This window comes from Kitasatospora sp. NPDC057904, assembly GCF_042887925.1.
Taxonomy (GTDB): Bacteria; Actinomycetota; Actinomycetes; order Streptomycetales; family Streptomycetaceae; genus Kitasatospora.
The window spans coordinates 34,693-58,491 of the sequence record NZ_JBHVOL010000015.1; the positions used below are offsets into that span (position 1 = coordinate 34,693).

24 protein-coding genes are annotated in these 23,799 nt (G+C 72.9%); 17 read left to right on the forward strand and 7 right to left on the reverse strand.

Annotated features, from left to right (window positions below):
* Nucleotides 1-43 precede the first annotated feature (43 nt).
* The 5 genes from ACFVSN_RS31165 to ACFVSN_RS31185 all read left to right on the forward strand — a co-directional run bounded on the left by ACFVSN_RS31165 (nucleotide 44) and on the right by ACFVSN_RS31185 (nucleotide 5,155).
* Nucleotides 44-1,444 (forward strand): cystathionine beta-synthase, encoded by a 1,401-nt coding sequence (locus ACFVSN_RS31165; protein ID WP_380497195.1) that lies wholly within the window; start codon nucleotides 44-46, stop codon nucleotides 1,442-1,444.
* A 486-nt stretch (nucleotides 1,445-1,930) separates the two neighbouring features.
* The gene (locus tag ACFVSN_RS31170; protein WP_380441538.1) at nucleotides 1,931-2,269 is read left to right on the forward strand and encodes a hypothetical protein; all 339 of its coding nucleotides are present in this window, start codon (nucleotides 1,931-1,933) and stop codon (nucleotides 2,267-2,269) included.
* Between the two features lie 185 nt (nucleotides 2,270-2,454).
* Nucleotides 2,455-3,738 (forward strand): Ig-like domain-containing protein, encoded by a 1,284-nt coding sequence (locus ACFVSN_RS31175; RefSeq protein ID WP_387595972.1) that lies wholly within the window; start codon nucleotides 2,455-2,457, stop codon nucleotides 3,736-3,738.
* Nucleotides 3,739-3,821: 83 nt separating this feature from the next.
* Nucleotides 3,822-4,373 carry a SigE family RNA polymerase sigma factor gene (locus tag ACFVSN_RS31180; RefSeq protein ID WP_380441542.1) on the forward strand — a complete coding sequence of 184 codons (552 nt, stop codon included), beginning with the start codon at nucleotides 3,822-3,824 and terminating at the stop codon, nucleotides 4,371-4,373.
* Complete coding sequence (locus tag ACFVSN_RS31185; RefSeq protein ID WP_387957036.1) at nucleotides 4,370-5,155, forward strand: hypothetical protein; 786 nt, start codon at nucleotides 4,370-4,372, stop codon at nucleotides 5,153-5,155. Before ACFVSN_RS31180 ends, ACFVSN_RS31185 begins: the two co-directional genes overlap by 4 nt.
* 51 nt (nucleotides 5,156-5,206) lie before the next feature.
* Here ACFVSN_RS31185 and ACFVSN_RS31190 read toward each other — a convergent pair whose 3' ends face one another.
* On the reverse strand, nucleotides 5,207-5,569 hold the full coding sequence (locus ACFVSN_RS31190) for a cupin domain-containing protein (protein ID WP_380441546.1): 363 nt from the start codon (nucleotides 5,567-5,569) through the stop codon (nucleotides 5,207-5,209).
* Nucleotides 5,570-5,705: 136 nt separating this feature from the next.
* On the reverse strand, nucleotides 5,706-6,383 hold the full coding sequence (gene msrA, locus ACFVSN_RS31195; RefSeq protein WP_380497198.1) for a peptide-methionine (S)-S-oxide reductase MsrA: 678 nt from the start codon (nucleotides 6,381-6,383) through the stop codon (nucleotides 5,706-5,708).
* 103 nt (nucleotides 6,384-6,486) lie between these two features.
* Between msrA and ACFVSN_RS31200 the strand changes: the two genes are divergently transcribed.
* Entirely contained in the window at nucleotides 6,487-7,641 is a 1,155-nt protein-coding gene (locus ACFVSN_RS31200; RefSeq protein ID WP_380497199.1) for a cystathionine gamma-synthase, read from the forward strand.
* Nucleotides 7,642-7,682: 41 nt separating this feature from the next.
* Here the strand turns inward: ACFVSN_RS31200 and ACFVSN_RS31205 are convergent, their stop codons facing one another.
* Nucleotides 7,683-8,168: a MarR family winged helix-turn-helix transcriptional regulator gene (locus tag ACFVSN_RS31205; RefSeq protein WP_380441551.1), complete on the reverse strand. Its 486-nt coding sequence runs from the start codon at nucleotides 8,166-8,168 to the stop codon at nucleotides 7,683-7,685.
* A gap of 122 nt (nucleotides 8,169-8,290) precedes the next feature.
* Between ACFVSN_RS31205 and ilvA the strand changes: the two genes are divergently transcribed.
* The 3 genes from ilvA (at nucleotide 8,291) to ACFVSN_RS31220 (ending at nucleotide 11,628) form a co-directional block, all read left to right on the forward strand.
* A complete protein-coding gene (gene ilvA, locus ACFVSN_RS31210; protein WP_380506694.1) occupies nucleotides 8,291-9,502 on the forward strand; it encodes a threonine ammonia-lyase in 1,212 nt (403 codons plus the stop codon).
* Between the two features lie 181 nt (nucleotides 9,503-9,683).
* Nucleotides 9,684-10,769 carry an ATP-binding cassette domain-containing protein gene (locus tag ACFVSN_RS31215; protein WP_380506697.1) on the forward strand — a complete coding sequence of 362 codons (1,086 nt, stop codon included), beginning with the start codon at nucleotides 9,684-9,686 and terminating at the stop codon, nucleotides 10,767-10,769.
* 1 nt (nucleotide 10,770) lies between these two features.
* A complete protein-coding gene (locus ACFVSN_RS31220) occupies nucleotides 10,771-11,628 on the forward strand; it encodes an ABC transporter permease (protein WP_380441557.1) in 858 nt (285 codons plus the stop codon).
* Nucleotides 11,629-11,716: 88 nt separating this feature from the next.
* Here the strand turns inward: ACFVSN_RS31220 and greA are convergent, their stop codons facing one another.
* Both greA and ACFVSN_RS31230 read right to left on the reverse strand, forming a co-directional pair.
* Entirely contained in the window at nucleotides 11,717-12,217 is a 501-nt protein-coding gene (gene greA / locus ACFVSN_RS31225) for a transcription elongation factor GreA (protein WP_380441559.1), read from the reverse strand.
* Between the two features lie 304 nt (nucleotides 12,218-12,521).
* The gene (locus ACFVSN_RS31230; protein WP_380441561.1) at nucleotides 12,522-12,935 is read right to left on the reverse strand and encodes a DUF4307 domain-containing protein; all 414 of its coding nucleotides are present in this window, start codon (nucleotides 12,933-12,935) and stop codon (nucleotides 12,522-12,524) included.
* A gap of 240 nt (nucleotides 12,936-13,175) precedes the next feature.
* Between ACFVSN_RS31230 and mca the strand changes: the two genes are divergently transcribed.
* The 4 genes from mca to ACFVSN_RS31250 all read left to right on the forward strand — a co-directional run bounded on the left by mca (nucleotide 13,176) and on the right by ACFVSN_RS31250 (nucleotide 17,342).
* Nucleotides 13,176-14,081: a mycothiol conjugate amidase Mca gene (gene mca / locus ACFVSN_RS31235; RefSeq protein ID WP_380441563.1), complete on the forward strand. Its 906-nt coding sequence runs from the start codon at nucleotides 13,176-13,178 to the stop codon at nucleotides 14,079-14,081.
* Nucleotides 14,082-14,130: 49 nt separating this feature from the next.
* Complete coding sequence (locus ACFVSN_RS31240) at nucleotides 14,131-14,322, forward strand: hypothetical protein (protein ID WP_329927391.1); 192 nt, start codon at nucleotides 14,131-14,133, stop codon at nucleotides 14,320-14,322.
* A 43-nt stretch (nucleotides 14,323-14,365) separates the two neighbouring features.
* Nucleotides 14,366-16,414 carry a thioredoxin domain-containing protein gene (locus tag ACFVSN_RS31245; RefSeq protein ID WP_380497204.1) on the forward strand — a complete coding sequence of 683 codons (2,049 nt, stop codon included), beginning with the start codon at nucleotides 14,366-14,368 and terminating at the stop codon, nucleotides 16,412-16,414.
* Nucleotides 16,415-16,481: 67 nt separating this feature from the next.
* The gene (locus ACFVSN_RS31250; protein ID WP_380497205.1) at nucleotides 16,482-17,342 is read left to right on the forward strand and encodes a GNAT family N-acetyltransferase; all 861 of its coding nucleotides are present in this window, start codon (nucleotides 16,482-16,484) and stop codon (nucleotides 17,340-17,342) included.
* Nucleotides 17,343-17,371: 29 nt separating this feature from the next.
* Here ACFVSN_RS31250 and ACFVSN_RS31255 read toward each other — a convergent pair whose 3' ends face one another.
* Nucleotides 17,372-18,304 carry a hypothetical protein gene (locus ACFVSN_RS31255; protein ID WP_387957037.1) on the reverse strand — a complete coding sequence of 311 codons (933 nt, stop codon included), beginning with the start codon at nucleotides 18,302-18,304 and terminating at the stop codon, nucleotides 17,372-17,374.
* A gap of 265 nt (nucleotides 18,305-18,569) precedes the next feature.
* On the opposite strand from ACFVSN_RS31255, the gene ACFVSN_RS31260 reads away from it, so the two are divergent.
* From ACFVSN_RS31260 to ACFVSN_RS31270, 3 genes are all read left to right on the forward strand, one after another.
* Nucleotides 18,570-19,244, forward strand: a complete 675-nt coding sequence (locus ACFVSN_RS31260; protein WP_387957038.1) for a papain-like cysteine protease family protein — start codon at nucleotides 18,570-18,572, stop codon at nucleotides 19,242-19,244.
* A 9-nt stretch (nucleotides 19,245-19,253) separates the two neighbouring features.
* A complete protein-coding gene (locus ACFVSN_RS31265; protein ID WP_387957039.1) occupies nucleotides 19,254-20,114 on the forward strand; it encodes a hypothetical protein in 861 nt (286 codons plus the stop codon).
* Between the two features lie 352 nt (nucleotides 20,115-20,466).
* Entirely contained in the window at nucleotides 20,467-20,931 is a 465-nt protein-coding gene (locus tag ACFVSN_RS31270) for a hypothetical protein (RefSeq protein ID WP_387957040.1), read from the forward strand.
* Here ACFVSN_RS31270 and ACFVSN_RS31275 read toward each other — a convergent pair.
* The gene (locus ACFVSN_RS31275) at nucleotides 20,902-21,588 is read right to left on the reverse strand and encodes a hemolysin III family protein (RefSeq protein ID WP_380497208.1); all 687 of its coding nucleotides are present in this window, start codon (nucleotides 21,586-21,588) and stop codon (nucleotides 20,902-20,904) included. The two genes, ACFVSN_RS31270 and ACFVSN_RS31275, sit on opposite strands and share 30 nt — an antisense overlap.
* Nucleotides 21,589-21,861: 273 nt before the next feature.
* Between ACFVSN_RS31275 and ACFVSN_RS31280 the strand changes: the two genes are divergently transcribed.
* On the forward strand, nucleotides 21,862-23,688 hold the full coding sequence (locus ACFVSN_RS31280) for a phosphoenolpyruvate carboxykinase (GTP) (protein WP_380506708.1): 1,827 nt from the start codon (nucleotides 21,862-21,864) through the stop codon (nucleotides 23,686-23,688).
* Nucleotides 23,689-23,799 lie beyond the last annotated feature (111 nt).

A 23,799-nucleotide genomic window follows, 5' to 3' on the forward strand; every position in this document is an offset into this window, starting at 1 on the left:
CCTACCGAAAGCACTCGCATGCCCATAGACCGGGAGGACCCCCGTGCGGTACCACAACTCGATCATCGACCTGGTCGGCAACACGCCGCTGGTCAAGCTGAACAAGGTCACCGAGGGCATCAGCGCGACGGTGCTGGCGAAGGTCGAGTACTTCAACCCCGGCGGCTCGGTCAAGGACCGCATCGCGATGCGCATGATCGAGGCCGCCGAGGCCTCGGGCGCCCTCAAGCCGGGCGGCACGATCGTCGAGCCGACCTCCGGCAACACCGGTGTCGGTCTGGCGATCGTGGCCCAGCAGAAGGGCTACAAGTGCATCTTCGTCTGCCCCGACAAGGTGTCCACGGACAAGATCAACACCCTGCGCGCCTACGGCGCCGAGGTGGTCGTCTGTCCGACCGCCGTCGCCCCGGAGCACCCGGACTCCTACTACAACGTCTCCGACCGCCTGGTCCGCGAGACCCCGAACGCCTGGAAGCCGGACCAGTACTCCAACCCGGACAACCCGGCCTCGCACTACCACTCCACCGGCCCGGAGCTGTGGGAGCAGACCGACGGGAAGATCACCCACTTCGTCGCGGGCGTCGGCACCGGCGGCACCATCTCCGGCACCGGCAACTACCTGAAGGAGGTGTCCGGCGGCAAGGTCAAGGTGGTCGGCGCCGACCCGGAGGGCTCGGTCTACTCGGGCGGCACCGGCCGGCCGTACCTGGTCGAGGGCGTCGGTGAGGACTTCTGGCCCACCGCCTACGACCGCAGCGTCGCGGACGAGATCGTCGCCGTGTCCGACAAGGACTCCTTCCAGATGACCCGCCGCCTCGCCAAGGAGGAGGGCCTGCTGGTCGGCGGCTCCTGCGGCATGGCCGTGGTCGCCGCACTGGAGGTCGCCAAGAAGCTCGGGCCGGACGACGTCGTCGTGGTGCTGCTGCCGGACGGCGGCCGCGGCTACCTGTCGAAGATCTTCAACGACGACTGGATGGCCGACTACGGCTTCCTGCCCTCGGCCACCGACGAGGCCCACATCGGCGAGGTGCTGGCCCGCAAGGAGAGCATCGAGCAGGGCGGCGTCCCGCAGTTCGTCCACATGCACCCGAACGAGACGGTCGCCGAGGCGGTCCGGGTGCTGCGCGAGTACGGCGTCTCGCAGATGCCGGTGGTCTCCCCTGGCGCCGGCCACCCGGACATCATGGCCGGCGAGGTGATCGGCTCGGTCGTGGAGAAGCTGCTGCTGGAGGGCATCTTCGCGAAGGAGATCGAGCTCACCGACGCGCTGGACAAGGTGATGTCCAAGCCGCTGCCGGTGGTCGGCTCGGGCGAGACGGTCACCAACCTGATGACCGTCCTGGAGAAGGCCGACGCCGCGGTGGTGCTGGTCGAGGGCAAGCCGCAGGGCATCGTCACCCGGCAGGACCTGCTCGGCTTCCTGACCGGTCGCGCCGCGCACTGACGCTCCGGCGCGCCCGGGCACCGGTGGCGCGCTGACGCGCGGTCACCGGGCCGCGCCCGCCGGACGGATGTGCAGGATTCGTCCACGGGCGAAGTGGTACACCGGCGTCACCTCCCCGCATCACGCGGTTAACAACGCTCCGGCATGGTTGTGTCAACGGCAACAAGCCGAGCGAGGCGACAGTGACCGTCCGGGAGCGGCTCCCCGGTGGTCGCGGTCGGCTCCGGACACGTCGGGCGGCCCTGACTCGGCCGGCCGTGTCCGCTCTCCCCGACCGCTTCGCGGAGGGAGGGGCACCGCTGCGGGAGGCGCCGTCGTCCCGCCCCTGTCCGGCTCCGGCCGGTCGACAGGGTGAGCGGCGGCTCCCGCAGCCGCCACCGCGCCGGTCGGCGCGACTCCGTGGCTCCCGGGTGGGGGAGCCCAGGCGGAGTGCGGTCGGGGCCGGTCCTTCTCCGAGGGACCGGCCCTTCCCGTACGCTCGCACGCATGACCAGCACTGAAACGACCGGCCAGGACGCACCGCGCTACGTCCGGCTCAAGATCGAACTGATCGCGGAGATCACCGACGAGGGCGCCCTCAAGGCGGCGGCCCTGGAGCAGGTGGCCGGCGACGACTACCTCGACGACGAGGAGCGCGCGCAGTCCGTCGAGGCCATCGAGGTGGACCCGTCGGGCTCGCTCGCCCACTTCATCGACCCGGTGGCGCTGCTCGGCGACGTGCCGGGCGTCGAGCTCGCCTCGGCGACCTGGGAGTCGGCCCAGACCGAGTTCGACCCGGACAACGAGGAGTGGGACGAGTACGCGGTGGAGGAGTCCGCCGAGTAGTCGTCGAGGACCACGGCTGCGGAAACGCCCGGCCCGCGCACGCGGGGGCCGGGCGTTTTGGCTCCGCACGGAGGCCGGCTGGGTCATCTCATAGGATCGCTTACCCTTCGGTGGTGGAACCGTGAACGGGCATATTGCGTTTCTGTATCCGTAATGCCCGGGATGATCAGCAGGGAGAACGCGACGTGACGGCACGCGACGGTCAGGGCCGGTCGGCCGGGGGCAACTGGAGCCGGCGCGGTGTACTCGCGGGCCTCATCGGGGCACCCGTCCTCCTGCTCGCGGCCTGCAACGACACCAAGAGCGCCGACGCGGGCGGTTCCGGCGGTGCCGGCGGCGCCGGCGGCTCCGGGGGCGGCACCCCGGGTTCCGGCGGGAGCGGTGCGCCGAAGACCTCGACCGCCGTGATCACCGTCAGCCCGGCCGACGGCACCACCGCGGCCAGCTTCAGCGACCCGGTCAAGGTCACCGTCGCCAACGGCACCCTCGGCACCGTCAAGGTCACCGACTCCACCGGCAAGGAGCTGGCCGGCCAGCTCGCCTCCGACGGCACCGGCTGGACCTCCGCCACCGCGCCGGTCAGCGGGACCAAGTACACCGTCGCCGCCACCGCCACCGACAAGGACAAGCTGGAGGCGGACGCCAACGCCGTCTTCACCACCGCCACCCCGGCGAACACCTTCGTGGGGTACTTCACCCCCGAGGACGGCTCGGTCGTCGGCGTCGGCATGCCCGTCTCGATCAACTTCAGCAAGCCGGTCACCGACAAGAAGGCCGTCCAGCAGGCGATCACCGTGGTCGCCGCGCCCGGCGTCGAGATCGTCGGCCACTGGTTCTCCAGCACCCGCCTCGACTTCCGTCCGCAGGAGTACTGGGCCAAGGGCACCAAGGTGACCGTCCAGCTGCGGCTCAAGGACGTCCAGGGCGCCAAGGGCGTGTACGGCACCCAGTCCAAGGACGTGAGCTTCACCATCGGCCGCGCGCAGACGAGCGTCGCCGACCTCTCCACCAAGAAGCTCACCGTCACCACGGACGGCCAGGTCAGCGCCGTCTACAAGATCTCCGGCGGCGCGCCCGACCACACGACGTGGGGCGGCAAGATGGTCATCTCGGAGCAGTACACGCAGACCCGGATGAACTCGCAGACCGTCAACCTCGGCAGCGAGTACGACATCGCCGACGTGCCGCACGCCCAGCGCCTCACCACCTCCGGCACCTTCATCCACGGCAACTACTGGTCCCCGTCGTCGATCTTCGGCGGCCAGAACACCAGCCACGGCTGCGTCGGCCTCCAGGACGCCAAGGGCGCGGCCGACGGCGGCACGGACGGCTACAAGTTCTACAAGTCCTCGATGATCGGCGACGTCGTCGAGGTCGTGAACTCCGGCGACAAGACGGTCGCCCCGGACAACGGCCTCAACGGCTGGAACATGGCCTGGGCCGACTGGAAGGCCGGCAGCGCGGTCTGATCCGCGCCACCCGGGCACACCCGTTCCGGAATTCCTCCTCGGGCGGACCGAACCTCGCGGTCCGCCCGAGGAGTCAGACGGGTGTGAAACGCGAGCAGAGACAGCGACAGGACGCCGAGTTCAGCGCGTTCGTCGCCGGCAACGGCCGCCAGCTGCTGAGGCTGGCCGAGCTGCTGACCGGCGACCCCCACCGGGCCCACGACATCGTGCAGTCGGCGCTGGAACGCGCCTACCTGCACTGGCACCGGATCACCGGCGACGACCCCACCGCGTACGTCCGCCGGATCGTCGTCAACCAGCACCGCGACTGGTGGCGCCGGCTGCGCAACCGCGAGCTGCCCACCGACCGCACCCCGGACCGGCCGCTGGCCGAGGACCTCGCCGAACGGCAGGCCCAGCGGGAGCTGCTGAACCGGGCCCTGGGCACGCTCACCCGCAGGGAGCGGGCGGTCGTCGTGCTCCGGTACTACGGGGACCTCACCGAGGGCGCGATCGCGGCCGAACTGGGCATCGCCCGGGGCACGGTGAAGAGCACGCTGCACCGGGCGCTGTCGAAGCTGCGCGCACTGCCCGAACTCGCCGACCGCTCCGGCGGACCGGCGGGCCTCCCGACGCACATCGAGGTGACGGTATGAGCTTCGAGGACAGACTCGGAGAGCTGCTCAGGAACGAGGACCCGGACGCGGCCGGGCCGGACCCGGCACCGGTCATCGCCGCCGCGCTCCGCCGCCGCGCCAGGCGCAGGGCGGGGACCGGGGCGGCCGTCCTGGCGGTGGCCCTCGTCTGCGGGACGGCGGCGGTCACGGCGGGGAACACCGGGCCGGCCGGCCCCGCGGGCGCGGCGGGGGCGACCCCGTCGGCCGGCGGGCCGACGCTCGCACCGGCCACCCCGGGCCCGACGGCCGCGGCGGGCCCGGTGGAGCTGCCGTCCCCGGTGGTGAAGCAGGTCGCCCCGGGGGAGCCGGTGCAGGTCGCCGCCGACTTCCGGATCTCGGTGACCAGGACCGAGCGCTGTGACGAACTGGCCGACGCGGACGGGAAGTTCGTCGCCGCGCCGGTCTGCCGGGACGCCACGGGCGACAACCTCTCGCACGACGGGCCGGTCGTCTACTGCCAGATGAGCTCCACGCTCCAGCGCGACGTCGAGCCCTGCATGTACCTGGGGCCGGCTCCGGCGAAGATCGTCAAGTTCGTGGCAGGCGTGCCCGTCCCCGCGACCCTGGTCGTCACTCCGGGCATGGAGGGCTGGACGGCCTTCTACTTCACCGGTCCCAGCTCGATCCCGCGGAAGCTGCCGGGGGCGCCGCGGGTGCCGACCGACCCGATCGGGGTCTACGACGCCCAGGGCCGGCTGCTGGCCTCGTCCGACGGCACGGCGCCGGACGGGTCCCCGCTGCACGTACCGGCCGTGCGTTGAGGCGTGCGTTGAGGCGTGTGCTGAGGCGTGCGCCGAGCGAGCCCGGGCGGGTCAGCGCTTGGCGTAGTCGGCGAAGCCCTGCCAGTCGACGATCACGCAGGGGTCCTCGCCCAGGATCCAGGCGTCGTGGCCGGGCGGGCAGATCATGAAGTCGCCGGGGCCGAAGTCGGCCTGTTCGCCGTCGTCCATGACGATCCGCATGCGGCCGGACACCACGTAGCCGAGGTGGGCGGCCTGGCAGCTGTCGGTCTTGGCGATCGGCTTCACGTGCTTGGACCACTGCCAGCCGGGCTGGAACACGGCCCGGCCCACCGGGCCGGCGTCCAGGTTGACCAGCCGCAGCTCGCCCGAGCCCTCCTCGAAGGGGCGGATCTCCTCGGGATCGTCGAAGTTCTTCCTGACCAGACCGGACATGGCAGGCTCCTCTCCCCGCGGGACGGCCCGGCCGCCGGGCAGGTGGCCGGGCCGTCCCTGCTGGCCATTCCAGTCTGCGCCCGGGCCGGGGCCCGGTCACCTCGGGTGGCCGGGCCCCGGGGCCGTCGCCGGGCCGTCAGCCCTCGGTGCGGGCCACACCGATCGGGCAGGAGGCGCCGGTGCCGCCGAGGCCGCAGTAGCCGTTGGGGTTCTTGGCGTCGGAGAGGTACTGCTGGTGGTACGGCTCGGCCGGGTAGAACGGGCCGGCCGGGGCGATCTCGGTGGTGACCGGGCCGAGGCCGAGCGCCGTCAGGGCCGGCTGGAAGGCGTCCCTGGTGGCCGTCGCGGCGGCGGCCTGGGCGGGGGAGTGGGTGTAGACGGCGGAGCGGTACTGGGTGCCGACGTCGTTGCCCTGGCGGTTGCCCTGGGTCGGGTCGTGCGCCTCCCAGAAGGTCTTCAGCAGCCGCTCGTAGGAGACCACCGCCGGGTCGAACACCACCCGGACCGCCTCGGTGTGCCCGGTCAGCCCGCTGCACACCTCGTCGTACGTCGGGTTCGGCGTGTGGCCGCCCTGGTAGCCGACCAGCGTCGTCCAGACGCCGGGCACCCGCCAGAACGTGCGCTCGGCGCCCCAGAAGCAGCCCAGCCCGAAGTCGGCGACCTCCAGGCCCTCCGGGTACGGGCCGGCCAGCGGGTTCCCGAGGACGGTGTGCGGCTCGCGCAGGGCGAAGGCCGGCGACTCCCGGCCGGGCAGGGCCTGGGCGGCCGGGACGAGCGAGGTCTTGTGGCGGTTGAACAGCACGGCCTGCTCCATCGGGGTAGGGAGGGTTGCGCAGGGTTCAACGCGGGGAGGCGCCGCCCCATTCCGTCCCGCCATTCCGGCGGGCGCCCGGGCGAACGGCCACTACGCTCGACCTATGACCGAGCACCAGCTTCCCCAGGGCTTCGAGACCCTCGCCATCCACGCGGGTCAGGAGGCAGACCCCCAGACCGGGGCCGTCGTCACGCCGATCTACCAGGTGTCCACCTACAAGCAGGACGGGGTGGGCGGCCTGCGGGGCGGTTACGAGTACAGCCGCAGCGCCAACCCGACCCGCACGGCGCTGGAGGAGTGCCTCGCGGCGCTGGAGGGCGGCGCCCGCGGCCTCGCCTTCGCCTCCGGCCTCGCCGCCGAGGACACCCTCCTGCGCACCATCCTCAAGCCGGGCGACCACATCGTGATCCCCAACGACGCCTACGGCGGCACCTTCCGGCTGTTCGCCAAGGTGCTGACCCGCTGGGGCGTCGAGTTCTCCGTCGCCAACACCCAGGACCTGGCCACCGTCCGCGCCGCGCTGCGGCCCAACACCCGCGCGGTCTGGGTGGAGACCCCGTCCAACCCGCTGCTGGGCATCACCGACCTGGCCGCGCTCGCCGAGATCGCGCACGGCCACGGCGCGCTGCTGGTGGTCGACAACACCTTCGCCAGCCCGTACCTGCAGCAGCCGATCTCGCTCGGCGCGGACGCGGTCGTGCACTCCACCACCAAGTACATGGGCGGCCACTCGGACGTCGTCGGCGGTGCGCTGGTGCTGGCCGACGCGGCCCTCGGCGAGGAGGTGGCCTACCACCAGAACGCGATGGGCGCCGTCTCCGGGCCGTTCGACGCCTGGCTGGTGCTGCGCGGCATCAAGACGCTGGGCGTCCGGATGGACCGCCACAGCGCCAACGCCGAGCGGGTCGCCGAGCTGCTGGCGAGCCACCCCAAGGTCAGCGAGGTGCTGTACCCGGGCCTGCCCGAGCACCCCGGCCACGACATCGCGGCCAAGCAGATGAAGGCCTTCGGCGGCATGGTGTCGTTCCGGGTCGCGGGCGGCGAGGAGGCGGCGGTCGAGGTCTGCAACCGGGCGCGGCTGTTCACCCTCGGCGAGTCGCTCGGCGGCGTGGAGTCGCTGATCGAGCACCCGGGCCGGATGACCCACGCCTCCGCGGCCGGCTCGCCGCTGGAGGTCCCGGCCGACCTGGTCCGGGTGTCCGTCGGCATCGAGTCGATCGACGACCTGCTGGCCGACCTCAAGCAGGCGCTCGGCTAAGGGCGCTCACTCGCCGGCCAAGGCGCCCGAGGGCGTCGCCGCTACGGCTGGTGGCCGTGCCGGTCCGCGGTGTAGGACTCCATCGCGAGGTTGAAGCGGGCCAGCAGCGCGCAGAACGCGTGCTGTTCCTCCGGGTGCCAGCCGGCCACCAGGCGGCGGGTCAACTCGGCTCTGCCGTCGCGGACTTCGCACAGCCGGTGGGCACCGAGCGGGGTCAGCGCGAGGCGCACGGCGCGACGGTCGGCCGGGTCCTGGACCCGGCCGACCAGCCCGGCCGCCACCAGCGGGGCGACCTGGCGGGTCACCGTGGAGGAGTCCACGCCGAGCGCGTCGGCCAGTGCCTTGACGTTGGCCGGCCCGTGCCGCTCCAGGCGGTCGAGCAGCAGGTAGGCGGCCCGGTCCAGCGCGCCGAGGCCGTCGGAGGTCCGGACCTGTTCCATCCGGCGGGCGAACACCGCCAGCTGGTACTGGAGTTGGCTGTGCACGGGGTCGGTGCGGTCGGTGGCCTGGGGCGAGGTCGTCGTCATCGCGGCTCACGATCGTCGTGCGGTGAGGGAGGCTCAGAAGCAGCAGATTACGCGGGCGGGGCTGGCCCGGGAACAGTCCCGGCATGCCGGATTGCCGGCCGCCGCCGCCGTAGGCTGGCGGTATGCGCAACCTGCCGATCACCCTCGACGACGTCCGCGGGGCCCAGAAGATGCTGGCCGGGGTCGCCCGGGTGACCCCGATGGAGGGCAGCCGCCACCTGTCGTCGCTGATCGGCGCGCCGGTCCACCTGAAGTGCGAGAACCTCCAGCGCACCGGCTCGTTCAAGCTGCGCGGGGCGTACGTGCGGATCGCGGGACTCACGCCGGTGCAGCGGGCCGGCGGAGTGGTCGCGGCGAGCGCCGGGAACCACGCCCAGGGGGTGGCGCTGGCGGCCTCGCTCCTGGGCGTCCGCTCGACCGTCTTCATGCCGGTGGCCGCGCCGCTGCCGAAGGTCGCGGCGACCCGTGACTACGGCGCCGAGGTCCGGCTGCACGGCAGCACGGTGGACGAGGCGCTGCAGGCCGCGCAGCAGTACTCGGAGACGACCGGCGCGGTCTTCATCCACCCCTTCGACCACTGGGACGTGGTCACCGGCCAGGCCACCGTGGGCCTGGAGATCCTGGAGCAGTGCCCCGAGGTGCGGACCATCCTGGTCGGCGTGGGCGGCGGCGGGCTGCTGGCCGGGATCGCGGCGGCGGTCAAGCCGCTGCGGCCGGACGTGCGGGTGGTCGGCGTGCAGGCGGCGGGCGCCGCCGCCTACCCGCCCTCGCTGGCCGCCGGGCGGCCGGTGTCGCTGGAGCGCTTCGCCACGATGGCGGACGGGATCATGGTCGGCCGCCCGGGGGACATCCCGTTCGAGGTGGTCAACATGCTGGCGGACGGGATCCGGACGGTCTCCGAGGACGCGCTGTCGCGGGCGCTGCTGCTCGGCCTGGAGCGGCTGAAGCTCGTCGTCGAACCGGCCGGGGCGGCCCCGATCGCGGCGCTGCTGGAGCAGCCGGGCACCTTCGACGGCCCGGTGGTGGCCGTCCTGTCGGGCGGCAACATCGACCCGCAGCTGATGCAGCGGGTGCTGCGGCACGGGCTGGCGGCGGCCGGGCGCTACCTGTCGCTGCGGGTGCGCCTCGCCGACAAGCCGGGCGCGCTGGCGGACCTGCTGGGCGTCCTGACCAGGGTGGACGCGAACGTGCTGGACGTCGCGCACGTGCGGACCGACCCGCGGCTCGGGCTGACGGAGGTCGAGGTCGACCTGCACCTGGAGACAAAGGGGCCGGAGCACTGCGCGCTGGTGGTCGGCGAGCTGCGGGACGCGGGGTACGTCGTCGGCGCCTGAGGGTGCTCCGGCGGCCGCGGGGGCGGGTCTTTGAAATCCCTTGACGCGATATATCGTGAGCTGCCAGACTCGCGATACATCGCGTTCCCTGTCCATGGGCGAAAACCGAGTCGCCCGCGTTGCCGCACTCGGGGCACAGTGGGACAGATCGCCCATTTCGTCCGAGGAGATGAGGCAGGCCATGGCGCCAGCCATCCAAGCCGAGAACCTGGTGAAGACCTTCGGCGACGTACGAGCCCTCGACGGCGTCAGCCTGGACGTCCCCGAGGGCACGGTGCTCGGGCTGCTCGGCCCCAACGGCGCCGGCAAGACGACCACCGTGCGCGTCCTCACCACCCTGCTGCAACCGGATTCCGGGCGGGCCGTGGTCGCCGGGGTCGACGTGCTCAAGCACCCCAACCGGGTCCGCAGCCTGATCGGCCTCTCCGGTCAGTACGCCGCCGTCGACGAGTACCTGACCGGCTTCGAGAACCTCCAGATGGTCGGCGAGCTCTACCAGATGACGGCGCGTGACGCGAAGGCCCGCGCGCTGGAGCTCCTGGAGTGGTTCAACCTCACCGAGGCCAAGGACCGCACCGCCAAGACGTACTCGGGCGGCATGCGCCGGCGCCTCGACCTCGCCGCCGCGCTGGTCGTCCGGCCGCCGGTGATGTTCCTCGACGAGCCGACCACCGGCCTCGACCCGCGCAACCGGCTCGCGCTCTGGGAAGTCATCGAGACCCTGGTCGAGCAGGGCACCACGCTGCTGCTCACCACCCAGTACCTGGAGGAGGCCGACCGCCTCGCCCACGACATCGCCGTGGTCGACCACGGCCGGGTGATCGCCCGCGGCACCGCCGACCAGCTCAAGGCGCAGATCGGCGGCGAGCGCATCGAGGTCGTCGTGCACCGCGCCGACGACGTCCCCGCGGCGGTCGCGGCGCTGTCCGGCTACGCACTCGGCGAGCCCGCGGTCGAGCGCAACACCCGGAGGATCACCGTCCCGGTCAGCGGCGGCGCCCGGGTCCTCGCGGACGCGATCCGCGAGCTCGACGCCCGCTCGATCGAGATCGACGACATCGGCCTGCGCCGCCCGACCCTGGACGACGTCTTCCTGACGCTCACCGGGCACGTCGCCGAGTCCGCGGACGACGAGAACGGCGCGGGCGCCAAGGGCCGCGGCAAGGGCGGGCGCGGCAAGGGCGGGGCCGACGGGGCCGACGGGGCCGGCGGGGACGGCGGCGAGGGCCGGGACGAGCAGGCCGTCGCGGCCGGAACGGAGCGCTGAGATGACGACCGCCACCGAGCACGCGATCGGCGGGGCGGTGCCCCGCCAGCGCCGGGGTCTCTCCGCGACCCTGCACGACTCCTGGGTCGTCGCCAAGCGCAACCTGCGCCGGATGTCGCGGATCCCGGAGATCGTGGTCTTCGGGCTCATGCAGCCCGTCATGTTCGTGCTGCTGTTCTCCTACGTCATGGGCGGCGCGATCCAGATCCCCGGGACGCAGGCCAGCTCCAACTCCTACATCCAGTTCCTGATGGCCGGCATCTTCGCCCAGACCGTCACGTTCGCGACCGCCGGGGCCTCGGCCGGCATCGCGGAGGACATGACCAAGGGCCTGGTGGACCGGTTCCGCTCGCTGCCGATGGCCCGCTCGGCGGTGCTGGTCGGGCGCACCCTGGCCGACCTGGTCCAGACGGCGTTCACCGTGATCGTGCTGGCCCTGGTCGCGCTGGCGGTCGGCTGGCGGATCCACGACGGGATCCTGAAGGCGCTCGGCGCGTTCGTGCTGCTGCTCCTGCTCGGCTACGCCTTCTCGTGGATCGGCGCGCTGATCGGCCTGTCGGTTCGCAGCCCGGAGGCGGCCACCTCGGCCGGTCTGATCTGGCTGTTCCCGCTGACCTTCGTGTCCAACGCGTTCGTGCCGGTCAGCTCGATGCCGGGCTGGCTGCAGGGCGTCGCGTACTGGAACCCGTTCAGCGCCACCGTGCAGGCCTGCCGGGACCTCTTCGGCAACCAGGTCGGGCCGGTGGACAGCGCCTGGCCGATGCAGCACGCGGCGCTGGTGTCGCTGGCCTGGTCGGTGCTGATCACGGCGGTGTTCTCGTGGCTGTCGGTGCGCAAGTACCGCTCGGCCGCGGGCTGATCGCCGTCCGGACGTGCCGAAGGGCGGCCGCGGAGCTCCGCGGCCGCCCTTCGCCGTGCTGTGTTCCGGGGGTGTGAACCGGGGTGGATCAGCCGGCGTGCGGCGTGACCTTGAGGATCTTCACCATGGCGGGCCGGCCGTTGGGCAGCTCGTAGGTGGCCTCGTCGCCGATCTGCTTGCCGTCGATCGCGCGGCCCAGCGGGGACTGCGGCGAGTACACGTCCAGGTCGCCGGAGCTGGCCACCTCGCGCGAGGCGAGCAGGAACTCCATGGTGTCGTCCTCGTCGCCGTCGAAGGCGATCGTGACGATCATGCCCGGGGCCACCACGCCCGAGTCCGCGGGGGCCTCGCCGACCTTGGCGCGCTCCAGGAGCTGGGTGAGCTGGCGGATGCGCAGCTCGTACTTGCCCTGCTCCTCCTTGGCGGCGTGGTAACCGGCGTTCTCCTTGAGGTCGCCCTCCTCGCGCGCCGCCTCGATCTTCTGGGCGATCTCGATGCGCCAGGGTCCGGTCAGGTGATCCAGCTCGGCCTTGAGCTGGTCGTAGCCGGCCTGAGTGAGCCAGGTCACGTTCTCACTGGTCTGGGTCACAGGTGCTCCTCGTAGGTGCTGGGGCTGTGCTGAGGGTGTGAGTCGTCAGCAGGGGGTTGGTGGTGATATCGGTCTCAACTACAAAGCAACGCCCGCTCCCGTACCATCCGGTGCGGAAGGGGCGAAACCACGAGCCTAACAAGTCCTGCCGACAAGCGGGATAGTCGTTTGCGCGCCATTGACGGCGGCGTTGCGCCAAGGTGTACAGCGAGCGGTGCGGGCCCCTGTCTGGATGCCCGTTCGCGAGATCGAATATGCGCGGGTTGCCGGGCGCGGCGCCACCGGATACCCGGCGGTTCGCGGGTCACTTGGCGGGCGTGCAGCCCAGGAGCTCGGCGGTGGTGCCCCGGGCGGTGGTGCGCAGGCTGACCACGGCGTCGTAGCCGGAGCCCGCGGCGGGGACGGGGAAGTCGGCCAGGCCGACCACGGAGCCGTCGGAGCCCTGCGAGCGGACGGTGCAGCTGCCGGCCGTCCCGTCGCCCTTGCTCACCGAGAGGTGCAGCTGCACCTCGGAGTCCGACACCACCTGGAAGGTCGGCACCGAACCGTTGATCGCCGTCTCGCGGAGCAGGTACGAGCCGCCCAGCCAGGCGATCACGCCGAGGCCCAGCACGCCGCAGACCGCGCCGACGACCTTCAGGCGGCGGTCCGCCTCACGGTCGGCGCTCTTGCCGTAGCGCCCCTCGGGCAGCTTGGCGGTGGTGGTGTCTGCGGTCATCGGGACGAGTCCTCTCCGGGGAAGGGCCGCGCGGGTGGTGCGGGGGAATGCGACGCTCCTCCAGTCCGTCACTATAGGAGGGGCACGCCCGCGGCCGATGCGGCGGGGCGGGGCCCGGCCGCGCCGGCGGACGTCCGGCAGCCCGGTCCCGCGGTGACACGGTCCCTGAGTGTGCGGCTCGGACGACGGGCGGGCCGGCTTCGCGCCGGCGCCCGGACCATATGGAAGGAACGCAAGGCGTTGACTGAGCAGTTGCGACTGATGGCGGTGCACGCCCACCCGGACGACGAGTCCAGCAAGGGCGCGGCCACCATGGCCATGTACGTCGACCAGGGGGTGGACGTGCTCGTGGCCACCTGCACCGGGGGAGAGCGCGGGTCGGTCCTCAACCCCAAGCTCCAGGGGGACCCGTACGTCGAGGAGAACATCCACGAGGTCCGGCGCAAGGAGATGGACGCCGCGCGGGCGATCCTCGGCGTGCGGCAGGCCTGGCTGGGCTTCGTCGACTCCGGCCTGCCCGAGGGGGACCCGCTGCCCCCGCTGCCCGAGGGCTGCTTCGCCCTGCAGGACGTGGAGGAAGCGGCCGAGCCGCTGGTCCGGCTCATCCGCGAGTTCCGCCCGCAGGTCATCACGACCTACGACGAGAACGGCGGCTACCCGCACCCCGACCACATCATGACCCACAAGATCACGATGGCGGCCTTCGACGCCGCCGGGGACCCGGACGCCTACCCGGAGGCCGGCGAGCCCTGGCAGCCGCTGAAGCTGTACTACAACCACGGCTTCCCGATGGACCGCATCCGCGCGCTGCACGCCCACCTCACCGAGCAGGGCCGCGAGTCGCCCTACGGCGAGTGGATCGCGAACTGGGAGAAGAGCGGCCGCAAGGAGCGCGAGATCACCACCCGGGTGCGCTGCGACGACTGGTTCGAGACCCGCGACCGCGCGCTGATCGCCCACGCCACCCAGATCGACCCGGACGGCCCGTGGTTCCGCGTCCCGCTGGAGGTCCAGCGCGAGGTGTGGCCCACCGAGGACTACGAGCTCGCCCGTACCCTGATCGACGTGGACCTGCCGGAGGACGACCTGTTCGCCGGCCTGCGCACCCCCACCCTGGCGGCCGAGGCCGCCGACACGCGCGACTGAACCACCCCCCGATGGCCCGGCTCGCCGTGAGCCGGGCCACCATAGAGATATGAGCGCCCCCGTGAACCTCGTCCACCTCGCCGCCGACCTCGCCGTCGACGACGCCAAGGTCACCCCCGGTCTCCTCGGCTTCGTCGTCTTCGCCGCCCTCGGCGTGGCCACCTGGTTCCTGGCCAAGTCGATGAACCGGCAGTTCAAGAAGGTCAACTTCGCCGAGGACCCGGAGTCCCCGAAGGAGTGAGCCCCGGGCCCCCGTCCGGGCGCCGATGCGCGAGGATGGGGCCATGCCGAACCGTCTCGCGGACGCGACCTCGCCCTACCTCCTGCAGCACGCCGACAACCCGGTGGACTGGTGGCCGTGGAGCCCGGAGGCCTTCGAGGAGGCGCGCCGGCGCGGCGTGCCCGTGCTGCTGTCCGTCGGGTACGCGGCGTGCCACTGGTGCCACGTCATGGCGCACGAGTCGTTCGAGGACGAGGACGTCGCCGGGTACCTCAACGAGCGGTTCGTCGCCGTCAAGGTCGACCGCGAGGAGCGGCCGGACGTCGACGCCGTCTACATGGAGGCCGTCCAGGCGGCCACCGGGCAGGGCGGCTGGCCGATGACGGTGTTCCTGACGCCGGACAAGGAGCCGTTCTACTTCGGTACGTACTTCCCGCCGCAGCCCCGGCACGGCATGCCGTCCTTCCGGCAGGTGCTGGCGGGCGTCGAGGCCGCCTGGCGGGACCGGCGCGAGGAGGTCGGCGAGGTGGCCGGGCGGATCCGGGCCGACCTCGCCGAACGGGCCTCGGTGTACTCGGCCGGTGCGCACCACCCGCCCGCGGCGGCCGACCTGCACCAGGCGCTGGTCACCCTCGGCCGCGACTTCGACGAGCGGCGGGGCGGCTTCGGCGGCGCGCCCAAGTTCCCGCCGGCCATGGTGATCGAGTACCTGCTGCGCCACCACGCCCGCACCGGCTCGCAGGCGGCGCTGGAGATGGCCGTGCGCACCGGCGAGGCGATGGCCCGCGGCGGCATCCACGACCAGCTCGGCGGCGGCTTCGCCCGGTACGCGGTGGACGCCGGGTGGGTCGTGCCGCACTTCGAGAAGATGCTGTACGACAACGCGCTCCTGCTGCGCGCCTACCTGCACCTGTGGCGCGCCACCGGGTCCCCGCTGGCGCGCCGGGTGGCGCTGTCGACGGCGGACTTCCTGCTGCGCGAACTGCGCACGCCCGAGGGCGCGTTCGCCTCCGCGCTGGACGCCGACAGCCTCGACGGGGAGACCGGCGCCTCCGCCGAGGGCGCGTACTACGTGTGGGAGCCGGGCCAGCTGGTGGACCTCCTCGGCCCGGCCGACGCCGCCACCGCCGCCCGGCTGTTCTCGGTGACCGCGGACGGCACGTTCGAGCACGGCACCTCCGTCCTCCAGCTCCTCGCCGACCCCGAGGACTTCGACGAGTTCGAGACCATCAGGGAGCGGCTGCTCGCGGCCCGTGCCGAGCGGCCGGCCCCCGCCCGCGACGACAAGGTCGTCGCCGCGTGGAACGGCCTCGCGATCGCCGCGCTCGCCGAGACCGGCGCCCTCCTCGACCGGCCCGACCTCGTCGAGGCCGCCGAGCGCGCCGCCGACCTGCTGCTCGCCGTCCACCTCACCCCCGACGGGCGGCTGCTGCGCACCTCCAGGGACGGCCGGGCCGGCGCCAACGCGGGCGTGCTGGAGGACTACGCGGACACCGCCGAGGGCTTCCTCGCGCTGTACGCCGTCACCGGCGGGGCGGAGTGGCTCCAGCTGGCGGGCGGGCTCCTCGACACCGTGCTCAAGCACTTCACCGACGAGGCGTCCGGCGCGCTCTACGACACCGCCGACGACGCCGAGGAGCTGATCCGCCGCCCGCAGGACCCGACCGACAACGCGACCCCGTCCGGCTGGACGGCCGCCGCCGGCGCCCTGCTCACGTACGCCGCCTACACCGGCTCGGCCCGCCACCGCACCGCCGCCGAACGGGCGCTCGGCATCGTCGGCGCGCTCGCCGCCCGGGCGCCGCGCTTCATCGGCTGGGGCCTCGCCGTCGCGGAGGCGCTGCTCGACGGGCCGCGCGAGGTCGCCGTCGTCGGCCCCGCGGACGACCCGGCGACGGCCGCGCTGCGGCGGGCGGCGCTGCTGGCCACCGCGCCGGGGGCGGTCGTGGCGGTCGGGGCGCCGGCGACCGGCGACACCGAGGTGCCGCTGCTGGCCGACCGCCCGCTGGTGGGCGGGGCGCCCGCCGCGTACGTCTGCCGGCACTTCGCGTGCGACGCGCCGACCACGGACGCGGCGGTGCTGGGCGAGCGGCTGGGCGTGGCCGTCGAGTAGCCGCGGGCGGCGCGCGGCGGCCGGTTAATCGGTGGTGGCGGTGTCCGGGGCGGCGCGAGAATGGCGCATGGCCTGGACCCTGAGCAGTTCCCTCGACGACTTCCGCGAGCGGGCGGGCGGCTTCCTCGCCGCGCACCCGGCCGAGAACACCGTCCTGCTCACGGTCGTACACCGGCTCGCCGAGTCGGGGCCGCAGGTCTTCGGGCAGCGGCCGCCGGCCTTCGGGTGGTGGACCGCGGCCCCGGGCGGCCCGGTCCTGGGCGCCTTCCTGCAGACGCCGCCGTACGAGCCCCGGCTCGGCCGCATGCCGGCCGACGCGGCGGCCGAGCTCGCCGCCGAACTCGCCTCCGCCGGCCCGGAGTTCGCGGAGGTCGACGGCGTGTCCGGCGGGGTGGGCGCGGTCCGCGCCTTCGCCGCCGCGTGGACGGCGACCAGCGGGTGCCGGCAGTCCGTCAAGGAGAACCAGCGGCTGTACCGGCTCGGCCGGCTGACCGGCCCGCCGCGCCCGCCGGCCGGCCGCCACCGGCAGGCCTCGGCGGCCGACCGGGAGCTCGTGATCCGCTGGTACGAGGAGTTCGCGGCCGAGGCCGGTGTCCTGGCGCCCGACATCCCGCGGTCCGTCGACGACCGCACCGCCGCCGGGGGCCTGCACCTCTGGGAGGACGGCGGCGAGCCGGTCGCGCTGGCCGGCAACAGCCCGGTGATCGCCGGGATGTCCCGCATCGGCCCCGTCTACACCCCCGCCGACCGGCGCGGCCGCGGCTACGCGAGCGCCGTCACGGCCGCCGCCACGGCGCACGCCCTCGCCGAGGGCGCCGCGCAGGTGCTGCTCTACACCGACCTGGCCAACCCGGTCAGCAACTCGATCTACCGGCGGATCGGGTACCGGCCGGTGGAGGACTGCCTGGGGGTGGCCTTCACGCGGTAGCGGCCGCGGCCCCGTCGCGTCGCGGCGGATCACTCCCAGTCCCACCGGACCCCGAGCAGGCACGGGGTCAGCGCCGTCGCGACGAGGTGCACGCAGTGGTGTCCGTCGAGCGTCAGCTCCTCGCTCTCGTACGGTGCTTCGCCCGGCGAGTGGAGCGCGAAGCGGTGGCAGCGGACCGGCAGGGCGGCCGGGTCGAAGGTGACCTGGAGGACGTACTGGCCCGCGCCCGAGTTGAAGCCGCGGACGTACTCGCAGCTGGGCCCGGGCGAAGGCGCGTCGTCGAAGCCGTAGCCGAGCAGGTGGGTGTCGCCCGCCCGCAGCCGGCGGTCGAGGAGGAGCTCGGCGACGAGCAGGTGGTGGGCCTGGTCGCGGCGGACGCGGCCCGGGCGGCAGTTCTCCTCGGCGCGGACGCCGACCCGGGTGATGTCGCAGCCCAGGTCGCCCTGGTAGATGGCCAGGTAGCGGTCGATGCCGTCGCGGTGGGCGCGCAGCGCATGCTGGGAGTCGCGGCGGACGAGCCGGCGGTCGGGGCCGATGCGGATCCGCTCGATGTGGGTGATGGTGTGCAGCCCGGTGTCGCGGGGGCCGGCGATGGTGGCGAGCAGGTCGTCGACCGCCGTGGCCGGGGTGATGAGGTCGCGGTAGGGGCGCACGGGCGGGCCGGTGGGGGCGGTGTCGGCGGCGCGGCGCGGGCCGAGCAGCCGGGTGAGGGAGTGCTCGGGCAGGTCCAGCACCTCCTCCAGGGCGGCGACGGCACGGAGCGATTCCGGCCGTTCGGGGCGCCGCCGGCCCTGCTGCCAGTAGCTGAGGCTGGTGAGGCCCACGTGGACGCCGCGCAGCGCGAGGTGGCGCCGGACGCGGTGCAGGGCGAGGCCGCGGGCGGTGATGGCGGTGCGCAGGGCCAGGTGGAACGGGCCGGTGCGCAGCGCGGCGGCGAGATCGGGGTGCTCGCTGCGGTGCATGTCTTCCTCCTGGGGAACGGGCGTGGGGAGCCCAGGATTTGACCGTGAATATTCACATCAGCCCGGCTGTTTGTCACCCGTCCGGGCGTGTCGCGCGGGCGTTCCACGGGCGGTGTTCACATCGGGTCACGCCCGTTCACACCTGATCCGCGGTGCCCGCGGCGACCGTTGACCGGCCTTCGTCAACGGCGCGATGCTCATGGCGCGATCCGGACCGCGCCCCCACACAGCACTTCCCTCTGCTCGTGCAAGGAGGCATTCCCCCATGCCAGTTCCACGGATACGGCTGCGCCGCGCGGTCTCGGTGCTCGCGCTGGGCGTGCTCGGCCCGGCGCTCACCGCGGCCGCGGCCACGCCGGCCGCCGCCGCTCCCGGCCAGGACCGGGTCCCCATCCCGGTCCGGCCGCACGCCCCGGTCCGCCAGGCCGCCGCGCCCGGCAGCACGGCCGACCTGGCCGGCACGTACAAGAAGCTCAACATCACCATGCAGCAGCAACAGCAGACCAACTGGTGCTGGGCGGCGAGCGGGAACACCATCGCCACCTGGTTCGGCTACAGCTACAGCCAGAACCAGTTCTGCAACGCGGCGTTCGGCCGCTCGGTCGACTCCGGCTGCCCCAACAGCCAGGCCACGCTGGGCGACGTCCAGAACGCGCTCGGCTGGATCGGCATCAACCCCGGTTCGTACGTCACCGGCTACCTGCGCTACAGCACGGTGCAGGCCGAGGTGGATGCGAACCGGCCGATCGAGGCGCGCATCCAGTGGAGCTCGGGCGGCGGGCACATGCACGTCCTCTACGGGTACGACACCGGCAACAACTGGGTCTACTGGGGCGACCCGTGGCCCTCCAACTACCGCTACAACTGGGCGGACTACTGGTACTACGTGAACAACGACACGTTCTCGTGGACCCACTCCCTGTACCGGATCGGCGCGTGAGGGGCGACCATGACTGACCTCGGGAAGACCCGCCGGGCCGCCACCACCGCCCTGCCGGCCACCGTGCTGCTGGCGGTCGGCGTCGTGCTGGCCCTCGCGCCGGCCGCGCACGCCGACGCACCGGCCGGCGCGCCCGCGCCGGTGGCCGCCGCCGACCTGGCGAAGGCCCGCGACGCCGTGCGGAGCCCGGCCGTGCTGGACCGGCTCGGCCACTTCTTCGCCCGCAAGGGCGTCCCGCCGACGCAGCAGCTGACCATCGGCGCGGCCGAGGAGGCGCGGGCGGCGACCGCCGAGACGCCCCGGCTCGCCGGCGACACCGTGCCGGTGTACACCCTGGACGCCGCCTTCGTGGCCGGCACCCCGGGCGCGGCCGTCGCGAAGGCGGAGTTCACCGCGAGCAAGGTGGTCGCGGCGGACGGGCAGACCGCTTCGGTGTGGACGGTCCGCCAGGGCGACGACTGGCGGGTCGTCAACATCGCCTCGGGCGGCGACGAGGGCGACTACGCGGCGAAGGCGGCGGCGGACGGCGGCACCGCGTTCCGCGAACCGCAGATCAACGCGTGGTACGCGCTGCGCGACGGCCGGGTGCTGCCGCTCGACGACGAGGCCCGCCGCTCGGTGGGCGCGGACGGGGTGGCGCTGGCCGCGTACCAGCAACTGGTCCACCAGCGGTACGGCGACAAGCTGCCCGGCTCGGCGTACGACCGGGCGGGCGAGGGCGGCGGCTACCAGGTGGCCGCCGCCGCACCGGAACCGGCCGGCCACGGTGCGCTGCTCCCCGCCGCGACGGCGGGCGCGGCGCTGGGCGCCACCGCGCTGGTCGGCGCGGCCGCGGTCCTGCGGCGGAGGACCGGCGCCCGACGAGGGTAGGGCGTCACCGCACGGGGAGGCGGGGCCCGGCCGACACGGCCGGGCCCCGCCCTCGTGCGTTCGGGGTCAGGCGCTTTCGGACGCGTAGAGAGGGGAAGGTACGGCGGCCGTCGACCCGGGAGGGTGATCCCGGGGGGCGTGGGGCTCGTCCGGTGGTGCTTTAAGTGCGGCTCCCGCACATGGAATTGACGCAACGTTGATCTGTCGTTCGCCGTCCGGAGGCAGCTCGGAGTGACTGACGGTAGATACCATGTGGCAATCGGTCAGTGCTGGCCGACGCGTGCCGAGAGCGGAGAAGGGGTGGGGCGGCAGGAGCCGACCACGAGCCCGGCGCCGGGAAAGGGGAGCCGTAGTGGCTGACAGTGACGACAGGCGGGCCGGTGCCCAGGTGTGGGGCGCGGCCGTGGTGGTGGGGTCCGCGCTGGCCGTGGTCGCGGCCTATCTGATCAACGGTGCCGCGCTGGTCCTGGCGGTCGCCGGGGTCGAGGTGCTGCTGCTCATGGTGTACGTCGCCCGGCGCTGGCGGGCGCTGCACCGGGCGGACGCGCCCGGCGGCCACCGCCCGTCCGCCGGGACCCCGAACGCCGCGCACTGCGAGCGCTGCCGCCGGGCCCGCGAGGCGCTGGACGCGCGCCAGTCGCGCGGCGGCGCGGGCGCCGCGGGCCGTGCGTCGCACCGGCGCCACCCGCAGGGCCGGGCGCCGCACGACCACCCCTGGACGGCGGAGCGGGCGGTCACCCGGTCCGTGGACGTGGACCGGACGACCGCCCGCCGTGGAGCGCCGGACTCAGCCGGCCGCGCTGTAGGCCACCAGTGAGACCCCGACGTACTGCACGATGAACGCGCCGAGCGTGAAGGCGTGGAACACCTCGTGGAACCCGAACCAGCGCGGTGACGGGTCGGGCCGCTTGAGGCCGTACACCACCCCGCCGACGCTGTAGAGCACCCCGCCGACGATCATCAGCACCAGGACGGCCACGCCGCCGGTGCGCAGGAAGTCCGGCAGGAAGAACGCCGCGGCCCAGCCCAGCGCGATGTACACCGGCGTGTACAGCCAGCGCGGCGCGCCGACCCAGAACACCCGGAACGCGATCCCGGCCAGCGCGCCGCCCCAGACCGCCCAGAGCAGCACCTGCTGGGCGGCGCCCTTGAGCAGCAGGATCGTGAACGGCGTGTAGGTCCCCGCGATGATCAGGAAGATGTTCGCGTGGTCCAGCCGGCGCAGGACGGCGTCCCCGCGCGGCCCCCAGTCGAAGCGGTGGTAGACCGCGCTGACCCCGAACAGCAGCCACGCGCTCGCCGAGTAGACCGCGCACGCGATCTTGGCGGGCGTGGAGTCGGCCAGGCAGATCAGGACGATCCCGGCCGCGACGGTGGCGGGGAACATCCCGGCGTGCAGCCAGCCGCGCCACTTCGGCTTGCTCTCCGTCGCGTTCGCGGCGCCCCGCACGAGCTCTGCAGTCATGCGCAGCATGCTACCCGGTACTTACGGGTCCGTAGGTTACTGGCAGGTAGGAAGTGGCGGTCGCCACACTTCGACATTTTGGAGCAATTGAAGTGTGGCGCAGCGCACTCCGTCCCGGACGTGAGCGACGTGTTACTCGCCAGTAATCATACTGACTGTAGTAAAAGATGCGTCAATTTCACCGGTGTGCCGCAATCCGGCCTTGAACCCGGAGCTACGCTGCAAGCACCCTCAGACCCCCGCTACGCCGTCTCCCCGCCGGGATGGCGTGAAGGAGCGATCGTGTCGTACGAGATCTCTGCTGTCAGCGCATCCGCGCCCACCCGTCACCAGCGCCTGGTGGCGTGGGTGAGCGAGATCGCTGAGCTCACCCAGCCGGCCCGCATCGAGTGGTGCGACGGCTCCGACGAGGAGTACCAGCGCCTCGCGGACCTGCTGGTGGCTCAGGGCACCTTCAAGAAGCTGAACGAGGAGAAGCGCCCGAACTCCTACTACGCCGCCTCGGACCCGTCCGACGTGGCGCGCGTGGAGGACCGCACCTTCATCTGCTCCGAGCAGGAGAAGGACGCCGGGCCGACCAACCACTGGAAGGCCCCCGCCGAGATGCGCGAGGTCTTCCAGGGCGAGCAGGGCCTGTTCCGCGGCGCCATGAAGGGCCGCACGATGTACGTCGTGCCGTTCTCGATGGGCCCGGTCGGCTCCCCGCTGGCCGCCTACGGCGTCGAGATCACCGACTCCGCCTACGTCGCCGTGTCGATGCGCGTCATGACCCGCATGGGCAAGGCCGTGCTCGACCAGCTCGGCGAGGACGGCGACTTCGTCAAGGCCGTCCACACCGTCGGCGCCCCGCTCGCCGAGGGCGAGGCGGACGTCCCGTGGCCGTGCAACAGCACCAAGTACATCTCGCACTTCCCGGAGACCAGGGAGATCTGGTCCTTCGGCTCGGGCTATGGCGGCAACGCCCTGCTCGGCAAGAAGTGCTACGCGCTGCGCATCGCCTCGACGATGGCCCGCGACGAGGGCTGGCTCGCCGAGCACATGCTCATCCTGAAGCTCACCCCGCCGTCCGGCGAGGTCAAGTACGTGGCCGCGGCCTTCCCGTCGGCCTGCGGCAAGACCAACCTGGCGATGCTCCAGCCCACCATCCCGGGCTGGAAGGTCGAGACGATCGGCGACGACATCGCCTGGATGCGCTTCGGCGCCGACGGCCGCCTCTACGCCATCAACCCGGAGGCCGGCTTCTTCGGCGTCGCCCCCGGCACCGGCGTGGACACCAACGCCAACGCCATCGACACCCTCTGGGGCAACACGGTCTTCACCAACGTCGCCCTCACCGACGACGGCGACGTGTGGTGGGAGGGCCTCACCGACGAGCCCCCGGCGCACCTCACCGACTGGCGCGGCAACGACTGGACCCCCGAGTCCGGCACCCCGGCCGCCCACCCGAACGCCCGCTTCGCCGTCCCGGCCGCGCAGTGCCCGACCATCGCCCCCGAGTGGGAGGACCAGGCGGGCGTGCCGATCTCGGCGATCCTGTTCGGCGGCCGCCGCGCCACCGCCGTCCCGCTGGTGACGGAGTCCTTCGACTGGCAGCACGGCGTCTTCCTCGGCGCCAACATCGCCTCCGAGAAGACCGCCGCCGCCGAGGGCACCGTCGGCGAGCTGCGCCGCGACCCGTTCGCGATGCTGCCGTTCTGCGGCTACAACATGGGCGACTACTTCGCCCACTGGCTGAAGGTCGGCGCCCAGGCGGACGCGGCCAAGCTGCCGAAGATCTACTACGTGAACTGGTTCCGCAAGAACGCCGAGGGCAGCTTCGTCTGGCCCGGCTACGGCGAGAACAGCCGCGTGCTCAAGTGGATCGTCGAGCGCCTGGAGGGCACCGGCGAGGGCGTCGAGACCCCGATCGGCGTGCTGCCCACCACCGAGGGCTTCGACCTGGACGGCCTGGAGCTGGCCAAGGAGGACGTCGAGCTGCTCTTCACCGTGGACGCCGACATCTGGCGCCAGGAGGCCGCGCTCGTGCCGGCCCACCTGGAGATGTTCGGGGACCACACCCCGAAGGAGCTGTGGGACGAGTACAAGAGCCTCGTCGCGCGTCTCGGCTGAGCCTGAGCCTCAGCCGTGACAACGGCCGGTGCGCTGCACGAACTTCGCACCGGCCGAGCGGCAGGACGGCCGGAGCCCCCCGCCGGACGGTCTTTCCCCGACCAAGGAGAC